Raw genomic sequence first — 24,496 nt, 5'->3', positions numbered from 1 at the left:
ACAAGGAAAGCAGATCCTCGCTTCGCTCAGGATCGGCACGGCGTGAGACTCAGCGAGCGTCGCCTGAGTGGGTGATGGCTGGGTCGAGCCGAACGATCGTTGCGCGATGCGAGACCCGCTCACTGCGGTGGAACGGGTTGCGCGGTCTGGCCGCCGGCGGGCGGCAGGGTGGGTGCGGACGGGGCGTCATTGCGGGGTGTGCCCGGGCCGCGGCCCTGCGGCTGGGTGGCGAAGAAGGTGGTCAGCTCCTCGCTGTTCAGCTTGCCGTCGTGGTTGGTGTCGATGGCGTCGAACTGCGCCTGGATGCGGTCAGGACATTCGGCTTTGGTGAGGACGCCGTCCTTGTTGGTATCCCACTCGTCGAGGATGTGCGCGGCGCGTTCGGCGGGAGTCTGCTGGCGAACACGGATCTCACTGGCCTGCAGGGTGCCGTCGGCGTTCGTGTCCAGGGTCTTCAGCGCGCCGGGAGCGCTGGCGATTTCGGCCGGGGTAAGCGTGCCGTCGTGGTCGACGTCGAGCGCGTTGAGGATGGGATCGAGCCGGGCCATACCTTCGGCTCCGTTGCGGCCAACGCCGCGGCCGCGGGGTACCGACTGGGCTGAGGCGAGGGCGGCGAGTTCCTCGCGGGTGACCTTGCCGTCGTGGTTCGCGTCGGCGCGCTGAAAGAGGGGTTTCAAGCGCTCGGGAATCTCGTCGGGCGTGAGGACGCCGTCGCCGTTGCGATCGAGCGCCATGAGGCGCTGCTGGAGATCGGAGTCGGCGGCACGATCGGGCTGTTGGGGCAGGTATTCGTCCTCGGTGAGCTGGCCGTCGTGGTTGCGGTCGAGCGTAAGGAGGCTCTGCGGAGCTTTCTCGATCTCGTCGGGCGAGAGCTGGCCGTCGTGGTTCAGGTCGAGCGCTTCCAGAACGAGACGGCGCGGCGGTGTTTGCGGGCCGGACTGGGCTTGGAGCGCAACGGCGACGAGGGCGAGAGAGAGCGTGGCAGAAAGACGAATCACAGGGGCAAATGGTCCTGAGTGGAATGAGGACCAAATCGGTCGCTCATCTGTTTGTAGGGGATTGTGAGCTGGATTGCAAGCCGGATAGCGTGTGAGGCTGGCCGGTAAGCGAAGAGGAGGAGTGGCTGCGCAAAGGACGTCTGCGCGTTCTGCGCAGAGGCGTCTGAGGAGCGGGTACGAGGCCGGGAGGCTTAGGAAGGTGGCAGGCCGTTGACCACGGTGACGCCGGCGGGTGGGTTGAAGCGGAAGTCACCGTCGGTGACGGGAGCGTTCTCCTGCTGGGCGCTGAAGTGGAACTCCGTGGTGCTGCCGTCGATCTCGGCGATGCGGAGGGCGTGAATCTGCCCGGTTGCCGGATCGACCGTTACGGCGATTTGCTGGATGCGCTCGGGCTGGTTTCCCGGGGTCATGCGGTAATGCGGCGTGCCGCTGAGGGTGATGCCTTCAGGGCCGGCGGGCGTAGCCGTGAGGTGGTCGAGCTCTTTTTCGAGATCGGTATGGCCCAGCAGGAACCGGAGCGGCGAGCGGAGGTCGTCAAGTTGTTTGGCGGGAAGGCGCTGCGCTTCGGTGTCGCCGGGCGTGTAGCTGGTGGCGAACTTGCCGTCGAGCACGAAGAGCTTGCCGCTGTTGTAGATCCAGCGCATGCGGCCGGGTTTCTTCAGCAGCAGCGTGCCATGCTCTTCGCGGGTCTGGCCCATGCCGCTGTAGCGCTCGCTGTAGGAGGCACGCAGGCTGGTGAGGTGGTTGTAGTGGGCGTCGACGCGTTTGGCAAGGGCGGCGGCGTCCTGAGCCTGCGCGGTCGCGGCGCATGCGCACAGCAGTGCGGCTGCGGAGAAAAGCAGGTCCTTCGCTGCGCTCAGGATGACACTCCTTGTGAATGAGGATGCTTCGGGATAGGGCCGCAGACGGATGAGCTAAAGCCCGTGATTGGTAGCCGTGTGTTCGGGGCCGGAAGGCCCCGATCTCACCCGTTGTTCTGCGCTGTGTCGCTGCCGTCGTCGTGTTGCTCGTTCGCTGTCGGTTACTGCAGCGGGACGGAGCAGTTGGTGCCGCCCTTGGGGTCGACCTTGATCTGCTGGGAATCGTCGGAGCAGAAGCCGCGGTCGCCGGTCTTGCCGACTGCGTCAGGGACAGCCGTGATTTCGTAGCCGGTGTACTGGTCCTGGTTGTTGATGGTCACCTTGGTGCAGTTGACGATGGCAAAGGTGTATCCAGCCTTGTGTCCGCTGGCCAGGTCGGCGGCGATGAGGCCCGCGGCGGCCGGCGTGGGCGTGGCGCCCTTCTCACCACCGAGTGCGCCGACGGAGCAGGCATAGCCGTTCTGCGGGTAGGTCTGCTGGTACTGCAGCTCTGCCGCGACCAGGGCGCGAATGGAGCCGACAGCCGAGGTCTCGTTGCCGGTGCGCTTGTACTTGGTGATGTTCGGCAGAGCGATAGTGACGATGATGATGATGATCGACATGACGATCAGGAGCTCGATGAGCGTGAAGCCCTGTTCGGAGTTCAGCCCGGAGCGGCGTTCGGCGGTGTTGCGATGCATTCGGTCTCGTCCTTGATCGATGGCGCTACAGGTGTGACGTGTCAGCGCGCGGTTTGACAGGTGAAGGGTAGCAGTTTTCGCCCCTGATGGGAGCCGCAGCGTGTTCCGCTAGCAGGCGAGTTGTTCGCGGGTGACCTTGAGATCGCCGAGATTGCCGAGCAGGGTCAGCGAGATCCGCTCCGGGATGAAGAGTTCGCGGGCGACGCGCTGGATGTCTGCGGCGGAGACGCGATTCACCTCTTCGGTGATCTCTTCTGTGGAGATGAAACGGCCGTAATACATCTGCTGCCGCGCGAGGTTGGACATGCGTGAGGCGGAGCTTTCGAGGCCGAGGATGATGTTGCCCTTGGACTGGTCCTTGGCGCGGGTCAGCTCTTCGTCGGAGACAGGTTCGTCCTTGAGCAGGCGCAGTTCCTTGAGGATCAGCTCGATCATCTCCGGTGTTTTTTCGATGGAGGTGCCGGCGTAGATGTTGAGAGCGCCGGTGTCGCGGAAGGGTGAAAGCTCGGAGTAGATCGAGTAGGCGAGGCCGGCTTCTTCGCGAACGGTCTGGAAGAGGCGCGAGCTCATGCCGCCGCCCAGGATGTTGTTGAGCAGGTAGAGCACGAAACGATCGGGCGAGTCGACAGCGGGCGAGGGAACGCCGAGACAGAGTTGCACCTGCTCGAGCGACTTCTTGTTGCGCAGCGTGATGTGCGGCGTGGCGACCGGAGCGGGCGAGCGGTCGTGCGTGAAGTCGCCAGGCTGCAGGCCGCCGAAGTGCTCCTCGATCAGCGCCAGCATGCTGTCATGCTCGAGATTGCCGGCCGCGGAGAAGACCATGTTAGCCGGCGTGAAGCGTGCGGCGTGGAAGGAGCGAACGGCGTCGGCATCGAAGCTGGAGACCGTCTTTGCAGTACCGAGGATGGAGCGGGCGAGCGGGTCGCCCTTCCAGAAGTTGGCGACGTGCAGTTCGTGCACGAGATAGTCGGGGTTGTCCTCGTCCATCTTGATCTCTTCAAGGATCACGGACTGCTCGCGCTGGATGTCGTCGGCCGCGAAGGTGGGATGGAGGACGAGGTCGGCGAGGATGTCCATGGCGCGCGGAACGTTCTCGTCAAGCACCTTGATGTTGAAGCAGACGGTTTCCTTGCCGGTGAAGGCATCCAGGTTGCCGCCGATGGCGTCGGTTTCGCGCGCAAGCTGCTTGGCATCGCGGCTGGTCGTGCCTTTGAACACCATGTGCTCAACGAAGTGAGAGATGCCGTTTTGTGCGGCAGATTCGTCGCGGGAACCGGTGCCGATCCATACGCCCATGCTGACGGAGCGCATGTGGGACATGGACTCAGTAAGGACGAGCATGCCGTTGGGCAGCGTGGATTTGCGGATGTTGCGCTCGGGTGTTGCGGTGGCCGCGGAGATGGAGGCGGCCTGGAGGGTTTCTGCCATCCCTCTAGTTTATCGGCTTTGCCGATTACCGGGTATGTAGGGGTTCGCGCGCGATGCGGTCCAGCAGCAGGGCTTCGACGGTGGGCCATTCGCGGTCAATGATGCTGAACCAGTGGGTGTCGCGCGAGGTGCCGTCGGGCATGATCATGTGGTTGCGGAAGACGCCTTCGAAGGTGGCGCCGATCTTTTCCATGGCACGCTGCGAGCGCAGGTTGTTGTGGTGGGTCTTCAGGGCGACGCGACGAAGTTTCAGCGTCTCGAAACAGTGGCGGAGTTGGAGGAGCTTGACGCGGGCGTTGGCACCGGTGCCGCGCAGGTCGGGCGCGATCCAGGTCCAGCCGATTTCGCCGGTGCGATGGTGCTGGTTCCAGTCGGCTAGCCGGGTGCAGCCGACGACGCGAGCTGAGCCGTCGGGCTCCAGGAGGGTGCTGGTCCAGACCTGAGCGTTGCCGGATTCGGCCTGGGCCAGGCCGCGATCGATGAATGCCGCGAGCAGATCGGGCGTGGCGCCAGACTCGCTCATCCACTGCCAGGTGGAGGCGTCGTGTGTTTTGGTGAGCGCTGAGAGGTGAGCGCGCTCGAGTGGGATGAGGCGCATGCCATGGCCCTCGAGCGTCGGTGTGGTGTTCACGGACTATGCCTGGGGCGGCCGCGCTGGCCGAGTTCGATCAGCGATTCTGCGAGACGGTCGTAGTCGTGGCGGAGCTTTTCGCCTTCGTGGGCGAAGCTGCCGGTCACGGGCACGATGCCAAGGCTTCGGATGGCGTCGATGTCAGGAGCGATGGGGCTCTGGCCTTCGCGGGCGTAGCGCTCGACGAGTTCGGGAGACAGCGGAGCGTCGTTGATGAGCGCGTAGTCGAAGATGCGGTCACCGGCGTGGTCCTGGATGCGGCTGAGGTGTTGCGAGGCGGTGAGGCCCAGCGACTCGTTCGCCTGCGTCATCAGGTTGCAGATGTAGACGCGGGTGGCGCGCGAGGCGGCAAGCGCTTCCGGGATGCCGCGAACCAGGAGGTTGGTGATGAGCGAGGTGTAGAGCGAGCCGGGGCCGAGGGTGATGAGGTCGGCTTCCGCGATGGCGCGCAAGGTCTGCTGCATGGGCGGAGCGTCAGCCGGATGCATGTGCAGCTCGCGGATGATCTTGGTTGATGCGGTGATGTTGGTTTCGCCTTCGACAACGGTGCCGTCGTCCATGACCGCGGACAGATGGACGTCGGTGTTGGTGGCGGGAAAGATCTGTCCGCGGGCGGCGAGCACCTGCGAGGACATCTGCACGGCCTGCGAAAAGTCGCCGGTGATGTGGGTGAGCGCGGCGAGGAAGAGATTGCCGAACGAGTGTCCGGCGAGGCCTGTGTCCTGTCCGTCCTCGGCTTCGGGAAAGCGGAACTGGAACAGATGCGAGAGCAGCGACTCGTCTTCGGAGAGCGCGGCAATGCAGTTGCGCACATCGCCCGGCGGAAGCATGCGGAGGTCGCGGCGAAGCCGTCCGGAGGAGCCGCCGTCGTCGGTGACGGTGACCACGGCGGTGAGCTGCTGGATGCAGCACGGTGCCTGCGGAGCATCCTTCGACTTGGGGCCGAGCGGCTTAGTGTAATGCTTCAGGCCGCGAAGCAGGGTGGACAGGCCGGTGCCGCCGCCGATGGCAACGACACGCAGCGGCCGGTCAGTGCTGCAGGAGGTCATGCGTCGGGGTAGAGCAGCTCGGTAAAGCGGGGATCGTCTGCCATGGACTGGAAGTCGGAGTCGGAGCGTGCCTGGAAGCGGTTCTGTGGCTTGCGGCGGATGGCTTCGCCGAGCTTGTCGAGGCAGGTTTCCGCGTCACCGGTCATGCTGGCGAGCACGGCAAGGCCGTAGAAGGGGTAGTCGGCCTCGGGTGCGCCGTCGGCGATCTCGTTCAGGTGCTGGCGAGCTTCCTCATACTGGCCGTCGTTGATCAGGCTGATGGCGAAGTCGTACTGCTCCTCGGTGTTCTTGAACTGGTGCTCGCCTTTTGCGGACTGAGCGACGCAGGCCGCCAGGTACATGCGGATGCGGTCGGTCAGTTCAGGCGGCGCATCCTTCAGGAGCTTTTCCATGGCTGGATGTGCTTCCGAGAACTTGCCCTGCTGCATGAGAGTGACGGCAACCTGGTAGTCGGCCAGCACGGCCTGGCGGGTGGGATCGGGCGTGGTCGCCAGGATGCCTTCCAGCGTCTTCGTTTTCTTGACGGGTTTTGCCGAGGTCTGGTTCGAGGATTTGATGGGGGCCATAGCTTGCGTGTCCTGGGGCGCGGGTCTCCAGTAAAGAGAACCATCATGAAATGGAATGTCGCGCCCGTGTCAGGTTTATACGCAAGCGCCAGCGGACGGTCAAGGTTTGACACGGCAGGCGGGAACTGCTTGAAGCGGCTCCCTAGGACTTCTTCGCTGCCGCATACAGAACGGGATTGAGCGTTGGGTCGTTATACATCTTCATCTGGCGGTAGAGTTTGAAGCGGCGCGTCCCCGCCTCCACTTCGCGCCAGAGCGTCTGAAGACAGCTGGCGAGGTCGCGTTCCTGTTCCTCTAACGCGGAGAGCCGCTGCAGGCTGCGGTCGCGATGCTCGGGCGTGGCGTCGTCCCGCTTGGACTCCACGGCGGTGTGGTAGCGCTTGAGCGCGAGAATGGAAAGCCTGTCGAGCATCTGGCCGGGCGTTTCCGAGTGCAACGGTGCTGCGGCCGCGGGCAGGTTGCGTGGCGCGAGCAGAGCAAGCAGGGCCGTGTCGATGGCTTCCACGGTGTCGTTGCGTCGCTGGTTCACGCGGTCGATGGCTCGCTTCGTCTCAGCCACCAGGGCATCACCGTTGGTGGTGTCGCGAGCCTTGTCCTCCAGGTGCCACAGCTCGAAGTTGGCGAGATGGAGCTGAAAGATCAGGCCGCGCGGAGCAGCTGTTTCAAGGTGCCAGCGTGCTGTGGCCGCATTCAGCGCGGCCGAGGTGGCCGGCGCGTCGGCACACCCGTGCTTCAGGTCCGCGGCATCGGGCTCTTGTAGCATGTCCCTGATGAGTGTAGACGTACAGCGTGAAGACGCACAGCGTGGGGACACTCATCGTGACGAAAGCCGGCCTGCCGGGGTGTTGAGCGCTGCTACTGCGCATGGCGCTGCTGAGCCGGATGACGAGCACGCCGGTGTGGTGGTCGACGACTCCGTGCGGCGGATAGTCATCCTGCGGCTGGGCAGCCTGGGCGACACGCTGGTGGCGCTGCCCAGCTATCACCTGATCGCGCAGGCATTTCCCAGGGCCGAGCGGCGCCTGCTGACGAACGTGCCGGTGGTATCGCGGGCTCCGGCGGCCGCAGCGATCCTGGGCGACTCCGGCCTGGTGCATGGATACGAGAGCTATCCGGTGGGGACGCGCAATCCTTTGCGGCTGCTTGGGCTGCTGTGGCGGCTGAGGCGCTTCCGGCCAGACGTCGCGATCTATTTGAAGGCTGAGACGGGCGAGCAGAACAGCAAACGCGACCGACGCTTTCTGCAGTGGACCGGAGCGCGCCGGATCGTTGGCGTTTCGGCCACTGGCGAGACGGCTGCGCTGCGCCTGGAGAACGGCGACTGGGAGCCCGAGGTGGAGCGGCTGCTGCGGAGCCTGCGTGACCTGGGTCGGCTGGATGCTGCGAGCGGCGAGTCATGGGACTTGCGCCTGACCCCGGCCGAGGTGGAGCGTGCGGATGCCGTGCGTGCGCCTCTGGCCAGTGCGCCTTTCTTCGCCGCGAGCATCGGGACCAAGGTGCAGTCGAAAGACTGGGGTGTACGGAACTGGGCGGACCTGCTGCGCGAGGTGGCGGGGCGGTATCCGGGACACGGGCTGTTGCTGGCCGGTGCGAACGAAGAGCGGGGAAGCAGCGATGCTGTTGCGGAGGCATGGGCCGGTGTAGCCGGTGCAGGTCCAGTAGTCAATGTGTGTGGAGACCTGACGCCGCGCGAAAGTGCGGCGGCGTTTCGCGGAGCGCGCGCGTTCCTGGGGCATGACAGTGGGCCGATGCACCTGGCCGCTGCGGTGGGAACGCCGGTGGTCGCGATCTTTGCCGCGCGCAACCTTCCGCGAACATGGTTCCCGTATGGAGCCCAGTCCCGGGTGCTCTACCATCGGGTGGACTGTGCGGGTTGTGGCCTGGAGACATGCCTGGAGCAGCGGAAGAAGTGCCTGCTTTCCATCACAGTGGCGGAAGTTGCTGAAGCATTGCGGGAACTGTTGGAAGGAGCTGCCTAAGGATGGTGCCGGAACTGGCAAGGGTGCTGGAATTGCTGGAGCACGGGTTTGCGTCGCTGCGCGTGCTGGTAGTGGGTGACCTGATGCTGGACCGCTATGTGGAGGGCGAGGTGGAGCGCATCTCGCCTGAGGCTCCGGTGCCGGTGCTGCGCCAGGCGCGCGAATATAGCCGCCCGGGTGGAGCGGCGAACGTGGCGATGAACCTAGCCGGGTTGGGCCTGCAGACCGCGTTGTGCGGACGCCTGGGCAGGGATGTCGCTGCCGAGGATTTGCGCGAGCTGATGAGCGGGTCGGGCATAGACGCCACGAGCGTGCTGGAAAGCGCGGTGCCGACCATCACCAAGACGCGTGTGGTGAGCCGAACGCAGCAATTACTGCGCCTGGACGTGGAGACGCGCGAGAGTATCCCGGCGGACGAAGATGCCGCGCTGGCGGAGCGTGCGGCGGCAGCGGTGCGCGGCATGCATGCGGTTGTGCTTTCCGACTATGCGAAGGGCGCGCTGTCGCCTGAGGTTTGCCGCAGGGTCATCGAGGCGGCACGGCGAGAGGGCATCCCCGTGCTGGTCGATCCGAAGACGCGGGACTTCTCGCGGTATCGCGGAAGTACGACGATTTGCCCGAACCTGTCGGAGCTGTCGGTGGCGACCGGTGTGGCGGCTCATCATACCGAGGCTCTATTGGCAGCGGCGCATGAACTGCTGCAGCAGATCGACGTGGCATTCCTGACGGTGACGATGAGTGAGCGTGGCATTCGCGTGCTGCAGCGGGGCGAGCCGGATTTTGTGTCGCCCGCGAAGGCACGTGAAGTGTTCGATGTTTCAGGCGCCGGCGACACGGTAATTGCGACGCTGGCAGCGAGCCTAGCGGCGGGGCTTGGGTTGCCCACCGCGGTGGAGCTGGCAAACCTGGCAGCAGGCATTGTGGTGGGCAAGCTGGGAACTGTGCCGGTGAGCGCTGGGGAGTTGGTTGGCCTGCTGACGCGGTCGCCGGTGGTGTCTTCCAACGAGAAGGTATTGACGCGGGAGCGAGCCCGCGCCCGCGTGGAAGACTGGCGCGCGGCGGGTGAAACGATCGTGTTTACCAACGGCTGCTTCGACCTCTTGCATGTGGGTCACATCACGCTGCTGGAGGACTGCCGGCGCTTTGGGTCAAAGCTGGTGGTGGCGCTGAACACGGACGCGTCGGTGTCCGCTTTGAAAGGGCCTTCGCGACCGATCGTGAGCGAGAACGAGCGCGCAAAGGTAATGGCCGCGCTGGCGTCAGTGGACCTTGTGACGCTGTTTGCTGAGCAGACACCGCTGGAGCTGATCGACCTGCTACGGCCGGATGTGGTCGTGAAGGGCGGCGACTACACCGTGCAGACGGTGGTCGGCCACGAACTGGTGGCGGGATACGGCGGCCGCGTGGAGATCGTGCCGACCGTGGAAGGGTTTTCCACGACGAACATCGTGCGCAAACTGACCGGGGGAGGTGCGGCATGAGCGAGCGGAAACCGGTGATGCTGTGCATCGCCAGCTACGAAAAGGGACAGGCGTTTTTGCGGGCCGCAGCGGCAGAGGACCTGGCGGTGGTTCTGTTGACGGCAGAGAAGCTGCGCGACGCAGACTGGCCCCGCGACGCCTTGGCGGAACTGCACACCATGAGCGATGACTCGAGCCCGGCCGACGTGCTATGGCGAGTACAGCAGCTTGCGCGATACCTGCACATCGACCGGGTGGTTCCGCTGGATGAGTTCGACCTCGAAGCAGCGGCGCTGGTCCGCGAAGAACTGCGGCTGCCCGGCATGGGGCAGACCACCACGCGCAACTTCCGCGACAAGCTGGCCATGCGGTTTGCCGCGCAGCGCGCCGGTTTGCTGGTGCCGCCGTTTGCCCCGGTGCTGAATTACGAAGATCTGCGTGCCTTTCTGGAGAGCACGCCTTCGCCCTGGCTCCTGAAGCCACGCACCAGCGCTTCCGCCATTGGCATCCGGCGGATTGAAAACGCGCGCGACCTGTGGCGGACGCTAGAGGAACTGGGACCGGAGCAGGTGAACTACCTGCTCGAGTGTTTCATCCCGGGCGAGGTGTACCACGTTGACTCGGTGTGCTGGAATCGAACGCTGCTGACGCAGGCCGTGCACCGGTACGGAACACCGCCCATGGCCCTCATGCAGAAGGGTGGCGTGTTCACGACGCAGACAGTGAGTCGGAGCAGCCAGGACGCACGAGACCTGTGTGCGGCGGACGCGAGGCTGCTGCCCGCGTTGGGCATGGTCACCGGCGTGACGCATTCGGAATACATCCGCAGCGAAAGCGGCAAGTTTTATTTTCTGGAGACGGCGGCACGCGTTGGCGGAGCTTACATCGCCGAGCTGATCGAGTTCGAGTCGGGCATCAATCCGTGGGTGGAGTGGGCGCGCCTGGAGGCCGCGATGCTGCGGGGCGAAGAGTACCGGCTGCCGCGGTTGCGCGAGCACTACGCCGGTTCCGTGATCTGCCTGGCGCGGCAGGAGCATCCGGACTTGAGCGCCTACGACGCTCCCGAAGTGGTTCTGCGGATGAACAGGCAGCATCACGCTGGGTTGATCGTGGCTTCGCCGTCGAAGGAGCGAATCGGAGCCCTCGTAGAGGAGTACGCGTGGCGGTTTGAGCAGGACTTCTGCACTCGACTGCCGCCACCGGACAAGCCGACCAGCTAGCGCAAGCCGATTGGGGGCGCCTGTGTCCGCTCGGCTTTTGGTTGGCGCGTGACGATGCGGTATCCTGAGCAGGCTACCTGCCCCCGGAGGCTTTCGAGTCTGCCGGGTTTGTGAGAGCTTAGCTCAGTTGGTAGAGCATCGCCCTTTTAAGGCGCTGGTCCTGGGTTCGAGCCCCAGAGCTCTCACCATAAACCTCCTCGAATGAGCGGTTTATATGTCACAAAAGATGATGCTTTAGCCCGCCAGATTGCGGGGATACAAAAGGGTTACGTAGCCACCAGCAGCATAGGTGTTCGTAACGCAGCACGGTGCAGTCCTGATCCGAATACCTTCATTCGTGAGGGCAGGGGATAGTTGTGCGTCAAAACGCTTGACATCCTGCCGCGAGGTATGTACTCCTGAATACAACAGTTGGGAGATGACGGGCACCCGTTTGGGAGTCTTCTCTTCGTACCTGTGAGGACAACTAGGGCAGGGTTCGCGTAACCCAGTCCGACCTCTACCGGCTTCCCGTGCCGGCTGCTTCTGAGCAGAGCAAACGGGCCGGCCTCTCTTTCTGAGAGCCGACTGGGGAACCACCAGGCCAAAACGGAGACACACACAGCAATCCTTTGTGACCGAAGCAGCGCAAGCGTGCGTCTGCAGTCGTTCACTGCAACCACTCATGTTCCTGTAACCACGAAAGGTATACGTCTTGTCTCACAACGCAACCGCCTCAAAGGCGGCAACGCCCCAGTTGTCCCTGCAGAAAATGCTCTATGATCGCCGCGCTGCAGCTTTCGCCTTGTCTTTGTCACTTCGGAGCATCGACTACTTGCTCGCTGAGAAGAAGCTCGCGTTCCGTCGTCTTGGCAAGAAGGTGCTGATCACACACGCGGAACTGACGAGCTTCGCCTACGGCACAGACGATCTGCCGACTCTCTCAGGGGTAGCAGTCTAATGGTGACGACTGCTGCCCCTCTGCCCCTGTCTGAGGAACTCTTTACCCAGCCGGAGGCCATTGGTCCTTTCGTCGACTTACAGGCTGCCAAGCTGGCCGGCGAAGCGCCATACGTCATCCGTGATGCCGTCACTGGCAACATCTATGACCGCATCCGTAATGACGTCTACCCGAGTTCGGAGGACTACGCCCGCTGTGGTGGTCACCAGAGCTATGTCGATGTTCCGCAGCCGAAAGAGCAGGTACGGTTTACCGGGTGCTGGAAGTGCGGCAAGATCTACGATCTCGCGGCCATGCGGAGCTACGCTTCTGCTGCCTCCTTCGCGTCAGAGAATGGCTACTCGCTGGATCCTGAGCAAATCCACATCAACACGGCGAAAAGCTGCACCCATGAACTCGCCAGGGATAGGAGGACTGGTGATTGCTGGAAGCCGGCGAAGATCAGGCAGAGCGAGATTGCAGCTGCATTCGATGCGTTCAAGAGCGACCAGATCGAAGCAGAAGACCTGGAAGACAATGCGCGCGCCTTCCTTCTGCAGCATGTCAACGAAGAAGCTGCAGAGGACTACCTTTTGGCGGATCCTCCTGCCCTTTCATTTCGTAGGACCGGCAAAGCCTTCGCTGCCTCTTTGAAGAGGGATTGTCTCGCCTATCTTGCTGCCACTGGTCGAACGGACTATGCCCCTCTGGTCCCTAACCTTGGAGCAGACCGTAAGCGGAAAGAGACGCGCCTTGCGGAATTGCAGGAGCAGTATCGGACTGCCTCTGTAGAGGAGCGCAAAGCTCTTGAAGGCACTTTGCAGGCTGCCATACTTGGCTTCGCAACTCGAACCGCTCGCGGCCTGATGCTTTCAGACAAGAGGGAGACTGCAATTGCGCATGACGACATCGCACAGGAGAGCACTATCGCGCTCTTCCTAGAGTGTCCGAACCTCGGCACCGTCAGTGAGAAAGACATCAGGGAAGCGGTCCAAGCCGAACGCAAGCGAACCAAAGATCTGGCATCGGAGAAGCGGTCGCGGAGCTCGTTGGATCTGTTTCTGATGAGTGAGGACGGATCGGTCGACGACAATCCCCTCATCTACCCGACACAGCAGTTTTGGGACATCAGCCCGGAAATTCCAGATTGGGTGCAAGGGGATGATCGCGTTATCGTCGAACTGCTCAAGGAAGGGTACTCCTACCCCGAAGTCGCCACAGTGTTGGGGATCTCAAGTGATGCGCTAAAACAGCGTGTCAGCCGACTGAAGAATAGAGCCAAAGAGCACCAGAAGTAATGCCGTGGGGCAGAAAAGCTGCTGCCCCACAGCTTTTTTTCATTGCGATGTCACCTTTTGCCATTTCTCGACTCGCATATATGTATGAGGTGTTTTTCACTCTCCCTGCCTGAAGCAGGTTAGCCACTCGATACGAGTGCAACCGTTCTTCTCTCTCATAACCCGTTCCCTTGCTAGATGAAGCCTGTGGGGAGCGAGTCGTTACGGTTGACTATCCCAGCGTCAAACCTGGTCGGCTGCATAGTGTGCGGCTATGAGACGGTGTAGGCCGTCGCGGTATGGTAACGCGACAAGTTCCCGGCGAACCCCAGTCTTGCCAAGATTGATCCACGTCGTGAGGGGTAGACCTCGCAACGCTAAATAGCGGGTCTAGTGAATGGATCAGCCCTGGCCGGTGACAAAGACGTGATGTAAAGAGTCTTGTGTCACCGAGACACCCCAACCCCTCTTTACATTCAATTTTGCTGCTCTTTCTGCCTCAGTCTTTGAGAAACACTCTCCGTGTACTCATTCAGGGAACAACGAAGAGGTTCTCTTTCTGAGTAAACAGAGTGAGTAAACAAGCTTGTTCCTTGCTGGTAACAGGATTGTTTGCAACGCGCCCGCGCGCGAGGAAACTCTAGCGAAATTCGCACACTGCGCGTAGGGCAGAACGCCGTAGGCAGATATCAGCTGTTCCTTGAGTTTCGCCCGTCATACGTCGCACAGTGTGCAACAGTCACCAAACATTCCCAAGATCGGAGGGCGACATGCCCCAGCAACAGCCTAAGAACGCAGAGGGGTATCGCCTTCTACTCGAATTCATTGAAGCCGGCAAGCAAGAGGCAGAACGCCTCGGCGGTGACTGGTTCGAAGTTGAATATGTGGTCGATCAGATGCTCAAGGCACTGAGCCTGAACGATGTGGCGACAGAAGCTCAGCAACACAACTTTCGCATTGCACAAAGCCTCGCGGGGTTCCTGTTGGAAGAACTCGTCACTGCGCACGCGAGTGAACTCGCTGGATGGCGGAAGTTCGATACTCCTCAGAACCCGGTACAGACCCTAGCAAGAATCTTCGCCACTGCTATTGCGGTATTCGAGCGTGAACTCCGCAAGAGTGACAACCCTCAAGTACTGGGCAGAATGCGGCGGCAAGTCGCAGACAGCCTCACGCAAAACGTCTAGTACCACCAACACACGAAGGATAGACATGACGACAGAAGCAAGTCAGTTCCACTACCGAACAGAAGTGATCGCGAACCTAAGCGATGAAGCACGCAAGTTCCTAATCCGGCTACGCAACGGTGCTTTACGACGCAAGCAGAGCTGGATGCACTTCAGCGACCTTTACATCGCCCGCTGTGCTGAATGCACACTAGGGGATGTAGTTCGCCTAGTGGCAGAACTCAAGAGCAAGAACCTGATCACGCACAGCCTTGACGGCAATCGTCATCGTTACAGCCTGGTGCCACAGTGCTAGAGCAGAAGACGCTCGCACCACATCACGAGCAATACCGCTACGACAGGGACGCCTTGATGCGGCTCAGTGCTGCTGCTCGGGTTTGCCTGATTCGCCTGCGCGCTCGCGCCCTCGCCAAAAATCGCGACTGGATGAAGCTGAGCGTTCATGACACTGCTCTGACCGCAGATTGTCCACTGGATGAAGTCGAAGCGATGGTGAACGAATTGCACGCGAGTACCCTCGTGATCGTGACAGACAGCGGTTCTTATCTCAAGTTCCAGCTTGTGCCACAGCCCCTCAGAAGACGGCGCTAGAGGACAGCACCGATGTGGGTTAACGATCAGGATCTCGCACCACAGGACATCCTGGACTGTCTCAGTCAGCCTGCTGTCCGATTGCTCCGCAACGTCGCTGTGTGCCTTCTGCGACGGGACTGGAGATGGATCCACCTGAGCGACGTAGCAGCAGCAACGTTAGCTGGATGCAAGCTCCACGAGATCAGCGATGTTCGAACAGAACTGATCGCTCATGAACTGATCGACTACAGGCAGACGAACCGGCTCCCACGTTACACACTGCTAAATCCGGCTGGGCTTAGGGGCTGACCCGATGGGGTATGGGGTCATTTGCACCTGGAAGGTCGACCGACTGCGACCGGTACGCCCATGCAACATTTTTGCCCACACTTCAATTTTCGCGCTAACTCGCCTCTGAACTCCCTGCACACTGTGCGCGAGTGTTCACGTTGCTGAGCAATGTGCGGATTTCGAGACGTTGAGCGTTGATTCTGCTCCCTCAATCGACTCCTAAAAAATAGCTAATTGATGCGCAGAAAGCGATCTATTTCTGCCGTTTCTGTAAGGAAATACATGGGAATTCAAACACTAGGATTGCCGCCTCCACCTCAGCGGCCTGAGTCAGAGCGAAGAAGCACCACGGAGCCAGCAATGAACCCTGGAGCCTTTGAAGTTTTCAGGATCGGCAGTGGCACTGAGGCGGGTGCTGTCATCTCCAATAGCAGCGCAATGCAGATTAGCACTGTGTTTGCATGCGTCAAGGTGCTTGCCGAGACAGTATCGTCTCTCCCGCTACGTCTTTACCGTGTGACTGCAGGCGGCAGGACTCCGGAGACTTCCCACCCGCTGAGTCGGTTGCTCACTTTGGCTCCGAATGAAGAACAGAGCTCACTGACTCTCATAGAGACCTTCGTCACACACCTCTGTCTCACTGGAAACGCTTATGTGTTTATCGAAAGAGACAGCAGCGGCAAGCCCGTAGGTCTGTGGAATCTGCAGCCGCAACTCACAGAGCCCTCTCGTAAGCCGGACAACACACTTTATTACCGCACATCTGACGGTGAGGCGGCAGGCCAGTCGCGAGTAATCGCGGCAGAAGACATGCTGCACTTTCGCCTCATGACCTGGAACGGGATCTTGGGTCTCAGCCCGATCCTCCAATGCAAGCGCAGTCTCGGCCTCAGCATTGCTGCTGAGCAGTACGCTTCACGCTTCTTCAGCAATGGTGCTGTGCCGATGATGGCCTTGTCAACAGAGCAGAAGGTTGATCCTCTCACAAAGCAGAAGATGCGCACCGATTGGGAAACTCTGCAGACCAGAAGTAACCAACATCGGATCGCAATCCTGGATAACGGGTTGAAAGCCGAGCGGTTCGGCATCACTAATGAAGAGGCGCAATTCCTAGAATCCCGTGCCTTCACTCGTGCAGATGTGGCGGGAATTTTCCGAGTGCCAGCTCATATGATCGGCGAACTCGGCAAGATGACCAACTCGAACACCGAGCAGATGAACCTGCAGTTCATCACGCAAACGATCAGCCCCTTACTAGCAAGGATCGAAGCGGAGATCGCACTTAAACTGCTCATGCCAAAACCGGGGCAAGCGGCAGTCTTCCAGATTGGCTTTGACACTGCAGAACTCATCCGTGGTGACTTCCTTACACAGATGCAAGGTTGCGCTATTGGACGGCAGGGTGGTTGGCTTACCGGCAATGACTGCAGACGGATACAAGGTCTGCATGAAGCGGGGCCTGAGTTGGACGTCTACAGCAATCCTGTCAACATGGAGAACTCTCTGGAGCTCTTGAAGCAGGGAAAGCCACCTCAACAAGGACAGGTACCAGATGCCTAAAACCAAAGAACTCCGGTACCAACCAGCGCGAGAACTGCGGGTGCAAACCAGCGCCGATGGTTCTCGCACCATCAGCGGGACGATCGTTTACTCCTCATTGAGCGAGGATCTTGGCGGTTTCCGCGAATTACTGGCGCCAGGAGTGTTCGCTGACTCGATGGGATCCGACGTCTACTGCTTACGACAACATGATCCGAACCTGGTCATGGGCAGAACGAAGTCGAAGACGCTCACGCTGACTGACAGCCCTACGGCGCTTCGCTACAGCTGCAGGCTTCCTGATACGGAACAGGCAAGATCTCTCGCCGCTGCAATTGATCGCGGGGACTTGGACGCCACTAGCTTCGGCTTCCAGACAATCTCCGATGATTGGGCCGTAGACAAGGACGGGAGCGTCGTCCGGACGATCCTTAAAGCCGACTTGATCGAAGTGTCGCCGTGCATCTTTGAGGCTTACAGTTCCTCTTCTGTGTCCATCCGCTCCTGCCCTGATGCTCTCAGAGGCAAACTTAAGCTGACGAAGCGCTCGAACGCAGACGGATGCGATTGCGACTGCTCCGCGTGTGAAGACGGGGATTGTGATCGCTGTTCCGATGAGGAATGCGACGACGTAGCCTGTGCAGCTAACGGCTGCCCAGAGCAGGATGACGAAGATCGCTCGATCAGCAGGTCTGACCGCAACAAGATGCACATGCGCCTAGAGCTCGCCCGCCGCAAGTAGCTCGGCCTTCCACCCCTACAACTGATCCACGAAACATGGTGCCAGCCGGCGCCAAAGGAATCCCTATGACTCTTCTCGAACTACAAGAAAAACGTAACAAGCTTATGCACGATGCGACTGCCATCATGCAGGGTGACAAAGCTGTTGAGCAGCGCAGTGCTTTCGATCAGATGATGCAACAGGTGGACGAACTTGACGCTGACATCGCTCGTCACAAGCGTGTGGAGGCTTTCGCCGCTGAACAACGCACGAACCGCCCACCTCGCGGGGTCCCCGGTCGCTCGATGGACAACGGTGAAAATGCAGAGCTCGAAAAGCGAGCATTCCGCAAATTCATGGTGACTGGCGATCAGACTGAGCTTCGTGATCTAGGTGTGGGCACTGTTGGCGGCAGCATCACGGGCGGCAACCAACTGGTTGCGCCGGCTTTCTATCCGGTTTTGACCCAAGCGCAGAAGTTCTACGGCGGTGTCGTCAATATCGTGAATCAGAAGAAGACCGATACAGGCGCTTCTATGCAGTTTGCAAGCAGCAATGACGCTACTGCTGGTATTCAGCCTTGGGCCGAGTCGACCCCTGCGCCTGAAGCTGATCCTTCGCTAGCGAAGAACTATTCAGCGACTGAAACTTACACGACGGGCGTGATCTCGGTGACTCTGGAGGAGTTAGAAGACTCTGCTTGGGACATCGACAAGTTTGTCCAGGACATCTTTGGCCAGCGTCTCTATCGTGGCCTCGCGAAGTACGTTTCTCAGGGCTCCACTGCCTCTGGTTCAGCTGTCGGAGCATACGTCTCCTATCTGAGCGGCGCTGTGAACGGAGCCACGAGCGCAGCTAAGGGCGTTATTGCTTACCAGGATCTCTTGAATCTCTGGGCTTCCGTCGACAAGGAGTATGCCGACAGGGGCACGTTTGTGATGAACACTACCACTCGTGCGGCTCTGATGGGTGTGGTCGATCAGATAGGCCGCCCACTCTTTCAGCCGAGCACCACTTCTGGGCCGTTCGACACTTTGCTGGGTCGGCCCATCGTTCTCGACAACTTCTTGCCAAACATCGCAGCCAACTCGACCAGTTTGGTCTTTGGCGACTTCGAATCCCTGTACACCTTACGCTCGGTTGGTGACTTCACGGTCTACCGCGACCCGTACACGTATCTCACTACTAAGGGCAGCGTGGCTTTCGTCGGTGCGGGACGCGGCGGTTCGTTCATCACCGACGCCGGCACACATCCTGTCAAGTACCTGACCCAGGCAGCCAGCTAAGCACGGCAGCAATCGCGCCCCCACTCAACACGGGTGGGGGCGCTCTTCTTATTTCTGCCCCAAACACAAGGATCTCTATGAAGAAACTTTTTTACGCTGCACTGTGTGCAGTCAGCCTTTTTGCGCCTTTGGCCAATACGCAGGCTCAGCAGTCGATTGCTTATCTGAGCGATCTCACCACATCCCTCAAGATGCAAGGCAACTACAACTCCAGCACGGCGTACATCAAGAATGACGTCGTCGTTAGCAGCGGGTCTGCCTACTATGCCCTGCAGAACACCACGGGCAATGCGCCTTCGAACACCTCCAGCTACTGGGCCTTACTCTCGTCCTCGCAGTCCAGCGGGTCCAGCCTCAGCTACCAGGGTGCGTACAGCGGCAGCACGACGTACGCGAATGGCGCCATCGTGACGTACTCCGGTTCGAGCTGGGTGTCGCTGCAGTCTGCAAACACCGGCAACACTCCGGCCAATGGTTCTTCCTATTGGGGTCTGTTGGCAGCGCAGGGCGCACCGGGATCAGGCGCCTCGGGCCAGATCGCAGAAGCTCAGTTGCCTGCCCAATTCAACAGCGTGCATCGCTTTCTGATGGGGCCTCGTTTGTCCTCTGGCGCGAAGGGTCTGACCACATACGGTGATTCCATCACCGCCTGCACGGGAGCGACCGGCAACTCCACGTGCTACGCGAATATCCTGGCAGCCAAACTCGGTTTGACCCTCACGAATAACGGCGCGTCGGGCTATCAGTCAGAGGACATCGCGTTCGCCTACGCCTTCGCTGACAAGCCGACGAGTGCCGCAAACCCCGTGCGCACGTACTTCGCCCTGCATAATGACCTGCACTGGTGCGGGAATACTACAGGCTGCTTGGCGAATGCTCGGTCTGCCCTCACTGCGACCTTCAGCTACCTGACTACACCGACAGGCAACAAAGTTCCTGGTTCCGGCTTCACTACCACCGGCACGTGGATGACGTACACAGACCACAGCACGGGCGGCATCTTCTCCACGACGCAAAACAGCACGGCCAGCACGACAGTCACCACGACGGCAGCGAACCAGCCGGTCTACGTCTGGTACCTGGGACGTGACGGCGACGGCGGCACCGCAACCTTGAGCGTCGACGGTTCAGTGGTCGACACCCTTTACACCGCATCGCAGACCGGCCAGTGCTTCTGCACCAAGGTGGGCAGCACCGTATCGGTTCAGGCCAAGCGGTACGTCCTGTCAGCCGCCGGCAGCCACACCTTACTCTTTACGGTCACCTCGCCGAATGGCACGGGATCGCAGACTGCAGGCGCGGCGACGCAGACCAACAACTTCGTGCTTTACGGTGTGGGTCAGGCCAAAACGCCTCTTCCCGTCGCTTCGCCGGCATCGCTGTTCGTCTATGCCCCGATCTACGAGAACGGAATGAACATCTCAGCGGCTACTGATGCCTATGCGGGCATGGAGTCGAGTGTGGTTTCTTCCCTCCAAGCAGATGGCCTGCTCGTGAACTTCACCAATACGAACGCCTACATGAACAACGCAGTCGATATGAGTGGTTCGGCGACCACGGTACCGGCTGGCGAGGGGGCACCCGGCTACTCGGGAACAAGCTGCCCTGCAGTTCCAGCGGGGTCCGTGGGACAGCACCCAAACGACTGCGGCCATATGCACATTGCCGAGGCTATGGCTGCGGACATTCAATAGAGCGATCTTCAGTAGGCGGAACACGCCCCCTCCGTTGAGCAGGGGGCGGGCTCTCACCCTGATCTCTGCCCATAGACGGAGTCGTGCTACCCGCTGCCGAACGCGAGCGTCCCTCTAAGGTGGGTTGACGCAGGTTCGCCCTATGACTAAATTTCTCCGTAGTCGTGAAAATTCTTCCGACCGTTCCACAACTCCTGTGAGGTCCCCCATGTTCAAGGTCATTGCATGTCTCGCCATCGCGACGAACGTTTCGGCCGTTTGTGCGGCTCAACAAGAAGGCAAGCATCCGGATACCGCGAGCACCATCTCCATCAGTCAGACGAACAAAGAAGTAGCAATCAATGGGCGGGTGCTGCAGGTTTCTGAGTTGCTGCCGCTGATGGCCTCAGATACCTCATCGGCACAGCGTCTCCATACCCCGGAGACGCGTAGTCGTGAAGAATCTCACCAAGCTCTGCGATCCACCCCAACTCCTGTATGTTCGGTAGGTTCACGCCCGGTGGGATCTGCCCAGCCTGCTGCATGCGACGCAGCGCGATAACGACATCCAGATCCTGATTCCAAGCTCCTGCCGAGGTGATCACTCCGATCACCTCGTTTTTGCTGTTTATCAGAGGAGCTCCTGATAGACCAGGCGAGATCGGCATCTGCACCCGGATTGTCTTGACCTGGCTTGTGACGGGCATTCCATCCGGTGTCTTGCCGATTGGGAGGCCCGTCAGTAATTGCGCAGTACTCACCAAGCCGGAGTAAAGAGTGGCTGAGCCGAAAGCCAAACCTGGGAAACCGATGGTGATGACCGGTTCACCTGTTCGCACCTTGGTGTCATCCCCCGTCTTCAGCCAGCAAGGCGGCTTGATCCCAGTCTTGATGAGCGCGACATCAGCCCCGAAGGCGTCGATGTTGTTCTGCAACGTGCTTCCTTTCAGCGGATGCACTGAGCCATTGGCGTCCTGAGCACTAAAGTCCTGCGGAATGATCAAGGTCACGCCGACTCCGGAACCACCTACAACCCTGGGGAATATTTTGTCTCCCATGACGTGAGCGGCTGTTGCGACGTCACCGTCTGCGCTGACAAAGAACCCCGTTCCGAGCCGGTTGGCAACCCGGAGCAAGACCAACGAACAGCTGAGGGCGTCGAAGCGCTTCTCTAAGGATCCATCCGTGTGGCGCCTAAACGCGTGCTTGAAGCCCGCTTCGCTCTTGGGCGGCTGCACCTGCGCCGATGCAGAAAACCAAGGGAACAAACCAAGAAGAATCAAAACAATGCTTCGCATACTCCCACCTTCTGATAGTCGTACCGCACAAGTCGTGGGTGGCCTCTCGATACCCACAACCTATAGGTACACCTTGCACATTCGCTTTATGCACCGGCTCAGGTGCAATAGGAAAATTTCTGTCTAGTTTTCCACTGTAGCCGGTGGACAGCCAACGGGTTTCGCTAAACCTTCGCCTATACTGCCGATCATGGGCGGCCCGAGAGCATCCACAATCCGGCAGATCGAGGCCGGCAAGGTCTGCTGCCGATGCAGGAACATCCTGCCGTCAAGAGATGATGGGGCAGTAGGCGCCCGTCTCTGCCTCCGCTGCATGGAGCAGGATCTCAAGACGGTAATCATGGCGTTCACGTTCGATCTGGCGACCGACAGCTACCATGTGGGCTTCCTGGAGAAAGACGGCATGACGCCTCTGCCCTGGACAGGCCGGTACAAGACTCAGGAACCGCTCTACAGGATCGTTAATGCTAGCTACCAACCGATGCACGCGGAGCGCCAGCTAGAGCGCGCGCTGTTCTCCTCTAGGAAGGGAATGGTGTGTCTCAGGTTGAACGATGGGCAGTACGAAAGGCTGCGGAAGCGACGAAGTGATAAGAAGAGGTGAACAGTAAGGAGGAGAGAGCACGGTGAGTGAGATCGTACAGGCGGATGATCAGAGCGATGCTCTTGCACGTCGAGTGACAGGTTCGTCTCTCGAAAGCCTTTCTAAGTTGCTGGCTGCGAGTGTTTTTGGCCTTTACGCTTTCGGTTTTCTCATCACATCACTGCACAGCTTCCGCTATGGATTCTCTGAGGGAAATCCATTACGCCCACACATCCTGGCGGCTGGCCTTTGGTTCGCGTTTCTGCTCTTCATTCCAGTCGCGATCCTCAAAGAAGTGAAAGTACGAACGCGAGAGAAGATGAAGGAGGTGCAGCCATGGGAAGCACTCCTACGGTGGTACTACGGCATCATTCTCGCGTCCAATTTTCTTTACTTCTTCTCTTGGGCCGTCTTCAATTTCGACGAAGTGAAGTCAAGTCCCTTTAGCTGGAAGACTGCTCTGTATATAGCAGCATTCAGCGTGGTCGCCTTTCATTTGTTTGTCTTCGAAAAGGCAAGATTTAGAAAGGTGAGCGCTTTTGTGCTGAGCTCATTGATCTGCTTCGGCTTCTATACATCGGGCGAAAGCCTAGTGCTGCGGGGCGTTTTCACGCCGACATCCCTGACCTTGTGGATCACAGGGATTTCAGCCGTTGTCTTCTATGAGATGACACACCAAACACCTGAAGGCAGGTGGAAACGCCTTCCTTTGGAATTCCTTCTCGCACTGTTCATCTTTTCACGGTACTTCTACCCACATATAAAAACCGCTTGGGGCGGCGGGGAGCCCATTCCGATCACTATCGTCCTCAGTAAAGATTCTGCGGTACTCCCGAACGCGCGAGTATCCTGCTTCCTGCTCTCAGAGACTGATGCGGGCTACTTCCTTGTGGGAAAGGGAGAAGAAAGGGCCACATTTTTGCCTCGTTCTGCGGTCGCACTAGTCCACTATGACTTCGCGATAGCAAAGCCGAGCGTTTTTCTGCCGGCTACCCCCAAAGCTGAACCTTCAGCAGAAGCGCATTCACCGTCGACCGAATCCGGTATAGAACATCCACACAAATCCGGTGATCACTAAGAAGTTGGCTGTACTCTTTATGGACGTGCCACCTGGAGAGACCAGCACCGCTAGCATCGTCAAATAGGTGATGTAGACCATAGCACGTGGCCAGTTTGCTTCCGCAGGCAATGCTCTTGCGTTCTGATAGAAGAGTCCCGCCGCTGCGATTAGGACTGAGAACCAAGAGGCTAAACCTGCTGAGGCAGAAGACAACGTAAGCAGATGTTGCAGCATTTGCGCAGCGTACCATCAATCACGAAAACTGTGAGGAAAGAGAGCGATGACGCACCCGTGACATACCGGATCTGGAGGCCGGCCACCATGCGTCATCCGTCTACCCGTGCCGAGCGTCGTTTCGCTCGTGCAGTCGCCCGTGAGCGCTACCGCTCCCGTCTACGCACCTGTACGTGGTCTGAGCGGCAGGATCCTCAAAGCAGTCCCTCTTGGAACCGTGGCGCCAAGGAATGCGAAGCCCACGGCAACCGCTGTGGCCATTCCATGATCGACAGGTGGGAAGCACGGCAGGAAGTGAAGGCGGTTCGCAGACTCGCCTTCGACACGTAGAGCTAACAACACCCAAAAAGCCCCTCTGAATCCGTCATGGACTCAGAGGGGCTTTTTGGGTGTGGGTTAAGCTCCCTTGAGCTTATCTATCGCGCCTTGTGAAATCGACATGGGGCGAGGTATGTAAAACTCCCCACCCTTTGAGAGCGCACGTTCTACTTCATCCCATTTGATTACACGCTCGGTCATCTTCTCGCGCAGGCCGAAAAGCGTGTCACTCAAGTAGTAGATCGGACAGGTGTTGGGATTTTCGCTGGGCACCAGGCCAATGTACTTCGCTTTATTCTGCTCAGTGCTCCCTGTCTGCTCTGCGATTCGGAAAATAGCTATGAGAAAGTTGTTTTCCATGGGTCTCCTAAGCGGTTGGCATTTCGTTGAAGTCGACATCCCAGCAGAAGACGGCATTCAGCTGGTCCAAGTTGGCACGAACGCGACCATACGCAGCGGCCTCACGGCGGGTGTGTGAGCGATTGCTGAGGATTGCGAAGAGGCGTTGCCGTTCTGCCTCCAATGAGGCGCAGAGGGCAGCAGCCCGGTTGAGGTTGGCAGACAAATCAGAGTAGCTAGTCAATTGCATCGAGAGGCTCCCAAGTGATCATGAACAGAGTCTCTCTGTGAACATGGCTGAAATCTAGATCAAGGGATTTTTTCCCG

General features: G+C 59.8%; 24 protein-coding genes and 1 tRNA gene. 15 read left to right on the top strand and 10 right to left on the bottom strand.

All coding sequences use genetic code 11. The features are described from left to right. Window positions 1-119 precede the first annotated feature (119 nt). The 8 genes from OHL12_RS05480 to OHL12_RS05445 form a co-directional block, all read right to left on the bottom strand. Complete coding sequence (locus OHL12_RS05480; protein ID WP_263412817.1) at window positions 120-998, bottom strand: EF-hand domain-containing protein; 879 nt, start codon at window positions 996-998, stop codon at window positions 120-122. Window positions 999-1,189: 191 nt separating this feature from the next. Continuing rightward, entirely contained in the window at window positions 1,190-1,696 is a 507-nt protein-coding gene (locus OHL12_RS05475) for a LolA family protein (RefSeq protein WP_263412816.1), read from the bottom strand. Between the two features lie 323 nt (window positions 1,697-2,019). Next, window positions 2,020-2,538, bottom strand: a complete 519-nt coding sequence (locus tag OHL12_RS05470; RefSeq protein ID WP_263412815.1) for a prepilin-type N-terminal cleavage/methylation domain-containing protein — start codon at window positions 2,536-2,538, stop codon at window positions 2,020-2,022. Between the two features lie 108 nt (window positions 2,539-2,646). Beyond that, window positions 2,647-3,966: a M16 family metallopeptidase gene (locus OHL12_RS05465; protein ID WP_263412814.1), complete on the bottom strand. Its 1,320-nt coding sequence runs from the start codon at window positions 3,964-3,966 to the stop codon at window positions 2,647-2,649. A gap of 25 nt (window positions 3,967-3,991) precedes the next feature. Beyond that, window positions 3,992-4,597 carry a GNAT family N-acetyltransferase gene (locus OHL12_RS05460; protein WP_263412813.1) on the bottom strand — a complete coding sequence of 202 codons (606 nt, stop codon included), beginning with the start codon at window positions 4,595-4,597 and terminating at the stop codon, window positions 3,992-3,994. After that, window positions 4,594-5,646 (bottom strand): gluconeogenesis factor YvcK family protein, encoded by a 1,053-nt coding sequence (locus OHL12_RS05455; protein ID WP_263412812.1) that lies wholly within the window; start codon window positions 5,644-5,646, stop codon window positions 4,594-4,596. Before OHL12_RS05455 ends, OHL12_RS05460 begins: the two co-directional genes overlap by 4 nt. Then, window positions 5,643-6,212, bottom strand: coding sequence for a tetratricopeptide repeat protein (locus OHL12_RS05450; protein ID WP_263412811.1), 570 nt, complete (start codon window positions 6,210-6,212; stop codon window positions 5,643-5,645). Before OHL12_RS05450 ends, OHL12_RS05455 begins: the two co-directional genes overlap by 4 nt. A gap of 142 nt (window positions 6,213-6,354) precedes the next feature. Then, window positions 6,355-6,975, bottom strand: a complete 621-nt coding sequence (locus OHL12_RS05445) for a DUF4254 domain-containing protein (RefSeq protein ID WP_263412810.1) — start codon at window positions 6,973-6,975, stop codon at window positions 6,355-6,357. Window positions 6,976-6,982: 7 nt separating this feature from the next. Between OHL12_RS05445 and OHL12_RS05440 the strand changes: the two genes are divergently transcribed. The 13 genes from OHL12_RS05440 to OHL12_RS05380 all read left to right on the top strand — a co-directional run bounded on the left by OHL12_RS05440 (window position 6,983) and on the right by OHL12_RS05380 (window position 20,358). After that, window positions 6,983-8,191 carry a glycosyltransferase family 9 protein gene (locus OHL12_RS05440; RefSeq protein WP_263412809.1) on the top strand — a complete coding sequence of 403 codons (1,209 nt, stop codon included), beginning with the start codon at window positions 6,983-6,985 and terminating at the stop codon, window positions 8,189-8,191. Window positions 8,192-8,193: 2 nt separating this feature from the next. Continuing rightward, complete coding sequence (gene hldE / locus OHL12_RS05435) at window positions 8,194-9,672, top strand: bifunctional D-glycero-beta-D-manno-heptose-7-phosphate kinase/D-glycero-beta-D-manno-heptose 1-phosphate adenylyltransferase HldE (RefSeq protein WP_263412808.1); 1,479 nt, start codon at window positions 8,194-8,196, stop codon at window positions 9,670-9,672. Further along, on the top strand, window positions 9,669-10,871 hold the full coding sequence (locus OHL12_RS05430; protein ID WP_263412807.1) for an ATP-grasp domain-containing protein: 1,203 nt from the start codon (window positions 9,669-9,671) through the stop codon (window positions 10,869-10,871). Before hldE ends, OHL12_RS05430 begins: the two co-directional genes overlap by 4 nt. Window positions 10,872-10,983: 112 nt before the next feature. Continuing rightward, window positions 10,984-11,059 (top strand) — tRNA-Lys (locus OHL12_RS05425). Window positions 11,060-11,607: 548 nt separating this feature from the next. Further along, window positions 11,608-11,811, top strand: coding sequence for a hypothetical protein (locus OHL12_RS05420; RefSeq protein ID WP_263412806.1), 204 nt, complete (start codon window positions 11,608-11,610; stop codon window positions 11,809-11,811). After that, complete coding sequence (locus tag OHL12_RS05415; RefSeq protein ID WP_263412805.1) at window positions 11,811-13,088, top strand: sigma-70 region 4 domain-containing protein; 1,278 nt, start codon at window positions 11,811-11,813, stop codon at window positions 13,086-13,088. Before OHL12_RS05420 ends, OHL12_RS05415 begins: the two co-directional genes overlap by 1 nt. Window positions 13,089-13,837: 749 nt before the next feature. Beyond that, window positions 13,838-14,254, top strand: a complete 417-nt coding sequence (locus OHL12_RS05410) for a hypothetical protein (protein ID WP_263412804.1) — start codon at window positions 13,838-13,840, stop codon at window positions 14,252-14,254. 25 nt (window positions 14,255-14,279) lie between these two features. Then, window positions 14,280-14,549 carry a hypothetical protein gene (locus OHL12_RS05405; RefSeq protein ID WP_263412803.1) on the top strand — a complete coding sequence of 90 codons (270 nt, stop codon included), beginning with the start codon at window positions 14,280-14,282 and terminating at the stop codon, window positions 14,547-14,549. Then, window positions 14,543-14,845, top strand: coding sequence for a hypothetical protein (locus OHL12_RS05400; protein WP_263412802.1), 303 nt, complete (start codon window positions 14,543-14,545; stop codon window positions 14,843-14,845). The genes OHL12_RS05405 and OHL12_RS05400 overlap by 7 nt, the downstream gene beginning before the upstream one ends. 633 nt (window positions 14,846-15,478) lie before the next feature. After that, the gene (locus tag OHL12_RS05395) at window positions 15,479-16,678 is read left to right on the top strand and encodes a phage portal protein (RefSeq protein WP_263412801.1); all 1,200 of its coding nucleotides are present in this window, start codon (window positions 15,479-15,481) and stop codon (window positions 16,676-16,678) included. Continuing rightward, entirely contained in the window at window positions 16,671-17,399 is a 729-nt protein-coding gene (locus OHL12_RS05390) for an HK97 family phage prohead protease (RefSeq protein WP_263412800.1), read from the top strand. Before OHL12_RS05395 ends, OHL12_RS05390 begins: the two co-directional genes overlap by 8 nt. Window positions 17,400-17,464: 65 nt before the next feature. Beyond that, complete coding sequence (locus OHL12_RS05385) at window positions 17,465-18,664, top strand: phage major capsid protein (RefSeq protein WP_263412799.1); 1,200 nt, start codon at window positions 17,465-17,467, stop codon at window positions 18,662-18,664. 77 nt (window positions 18,665-18,741) lie between these two features. Then, the gene (locus OHL12_RS05380) at window positions 18,742-20,358 is read left to right on the top strand and encodes an SGNH/GDSL hydrolase family protein (protein ID WP_263412798.1); all 1,617 of its coding nucleotides are present in this window, start codon (window positions 18,742-18,744) and stop codon (window positions 20,356-20,358) included. A gap of 338 nt (window positions 20,359-20,696) precedes the next feature. On the opposite strand, the gene OHL12_RS05375 is transcribed toward OHL12_RS05380, so the two are convergent. Further along, a complete protein-coding gene (locus OHL12_RS05375; RefSeq protein WP_263412797.1) occupies window positions 20,697-21,635 on the bottom strand; it encodes a S1 family peptidase in 939 nt (312 codons plus the stop codon). Window positions 21,636-21,825: 190 nt separating this feature from the next. On the opposite strand from OHL12_RS05375, the gene OHL12_RS05370 reads away from it, so the two are divergent. Together OHL12_RS05370 and OHL12_RS05365 are read left to right on the top strand one after the other, a co-directional pair. Further along, window positions 21,826-22,239: a hypothetical protein gene (locus tag OHL12_RS05370; RefSeq protein WP_263412796.1), complete on the top strand. Its 414-nt coding sequence runs from the start codon at window positions 21,826-21,828 to the stop codon at window positions 22,237-22,239. 22 nt (window positions 22,240-22,261) lie between these two features. After that, window positions 22,262-23,296, top strand: coding sequence for a hypothetical protein (locus tag OHL12_RS05365; RefSeq protein ID WP_263412795.1), 1,035 nt, complete (start codon window positions 22,262-22,264; stop codon window positions 23,294-23,296). Between the two features lie 612 nt (window positions 23,297-23,908). Here OHL12_RS05365 and OHL12_RS05360 read toward each other — a convergent pair. Beyond that, window positions 23,909-24,190, bottom strand: coding sequence for a hypothetical protein (locus OHL12_RS05360; RefSeq protein ID WP_263412794.1), 282 nt, complete (start codon window positions 24,188-24,190; stop codon window positions 23,909-23,911). Window positions 24,191-24,496: the final 306 nt, after the last annotated feature.

The organism is Terriglobus aquaticus, assembly GCF_025685415.1.
Taxonomy (GTDB): Bacteria; Acidobacteriota; Terriglobia; order Terriglobales; family Acidobacteriaceae; genus Terriglobus; species Terriglobus aquaticus.
Note: the sequence above shows the minus strand (reverse complement) of the source record. Positions and strands in the feature narration are given on the sequence as shown.

Bases quoted from the DNA above. Each gene is read 5' to 3' on its own strand.
- OHL12_RS05475 (WP_263412816.1), bottom strand. From the start codon at position 1,696: ATGGGCCAGACCCGCGAAGAGCATGGCACGCTGCTGCTGAAGAAACCC.
- OHL12_RS05470 (WP_263412815.1), bottom strand. From the start codon at position 2,538: ATGCATCGCAACACCGCCGAACGCCGCTCCGGGCTGAACTCCGAACAG.
- OHL12_RS05465 (WP_263412814.1), bottom strand. From the start codon at position 3,966: ATGGCAGAAACCCTCCAGGCCGCCTCCATCTCCGCGGCCACCGCAACA.
- OHL12_RS05455 (WP_263412812.1), bottom strand. From the start codon at position 5,646: ATGACCTCCTGCAGCACTGACCGGCCGCTGCGTGTCGTTGCCATCGGC.
- OHL12_RS05450 (WP_263412811.1), bottom strand. From the start codon at position 6,212: ATGGCCCCCATCAAATCCTCGAACCAGACCTCGGCAAAACCCGTCAAG.
- OHL12_RS05445 (WP_263412810.1), bottom strand. From the start codon at position 6,975: ATGCTACAAGAGCCCGATGCCGCGGACCTGAAGCACGGGTGTGCCGAC.
- OHL12_RS05440 (WP_263412809.1), top strand. From the start codon at position 6,983: ATGAGTGTAGACGTACAGCGTGAAGACGCACAGCGTGGGGACACTCAT.
- hldE (WP_263412808.1), top strand. From the start codon at position 8,194: ATGGTGCCGGAACTGGCAAGGGTGCTGGAATTGCTGGAGCACGGGTTT.
- OHL12_RS05430 (WP_263412807.1), top strand. From the start codon at position 9,669: ATGAGCGAGCGGAAACCGGTGATGCTGTGCATCGCCAGCTACGAAAAG.
- OHL12_RS05415 (WP_263412805.1), top strand. From the start codon at position 11,811: ATGGTGACGACTGCTGCCCCTCTGCCCCTGTCTGAGGAACTCTTTACC.
- OHL12_RS05410 (WP_263412804.1), top strand. From the start codon at position 13,838: ATGCCCCAGCAACAGCCTAAGAACGCAGAGGGGTATCGCCTTCTACTC.
- OHL12_RS05405 (WP_263412803.1), top strand. From the start codon at position 14,280: ATGACGACAGAAGCAAGTCAGTTCCACTACCGAACAGAAGTGATCGCG.
- OHL12_RS05395 (WP_263412801.1), top strand. From the start codon at position 15,479: ATGAACCCTGGAGCCTTTGAAGTTTTCAGGATCGGCAGTGGCACTGAG.
- OHL12_RS05390 (WP_263412800.1), top strand. From the start codon at position 16,671: ATGCCTAAAACCAAAGAACTCCGGTACCAACCAGCGCGAGAACTGCGG.
- OHL12_RS05385 (WP_263412799.1), top strand. From the start codon at position 17,465: ATGACTCTTCTCGAACTACAAGAAAAACGTAACAAGCTTATGCACGAT.
- OHL12_RS05380 (WP_263412798.1), top strand. From the start codon at position 18,742: ATGAAGAAACTTTTTTACGCTGCACTGTGTGCAGTCAGCCTTTTTGCG.
- OHL12_RS05375 (WP_263412797.1), bottom strand. From the start codon at position 21,635: ATGCGAAGCATTGTTTTGATTCTTCTTGGTTTGTTCCCTTGGTTTTCT.
- OHL12_RS05370 (WP_263412796.1), top strand. From the start codon at position 21,826: ATGGGCGGCCCGAGAGCATCCACAATCCGGCAGATCGAGGCCGGCAAG.
- OHL12_RS05360 (WP_263412794.1), bottom strand. From the start codon at position 24,190: ATGGAAAACAACTTTCTCATAGCTATTTTCCGAATCGCAGAGCAGACA.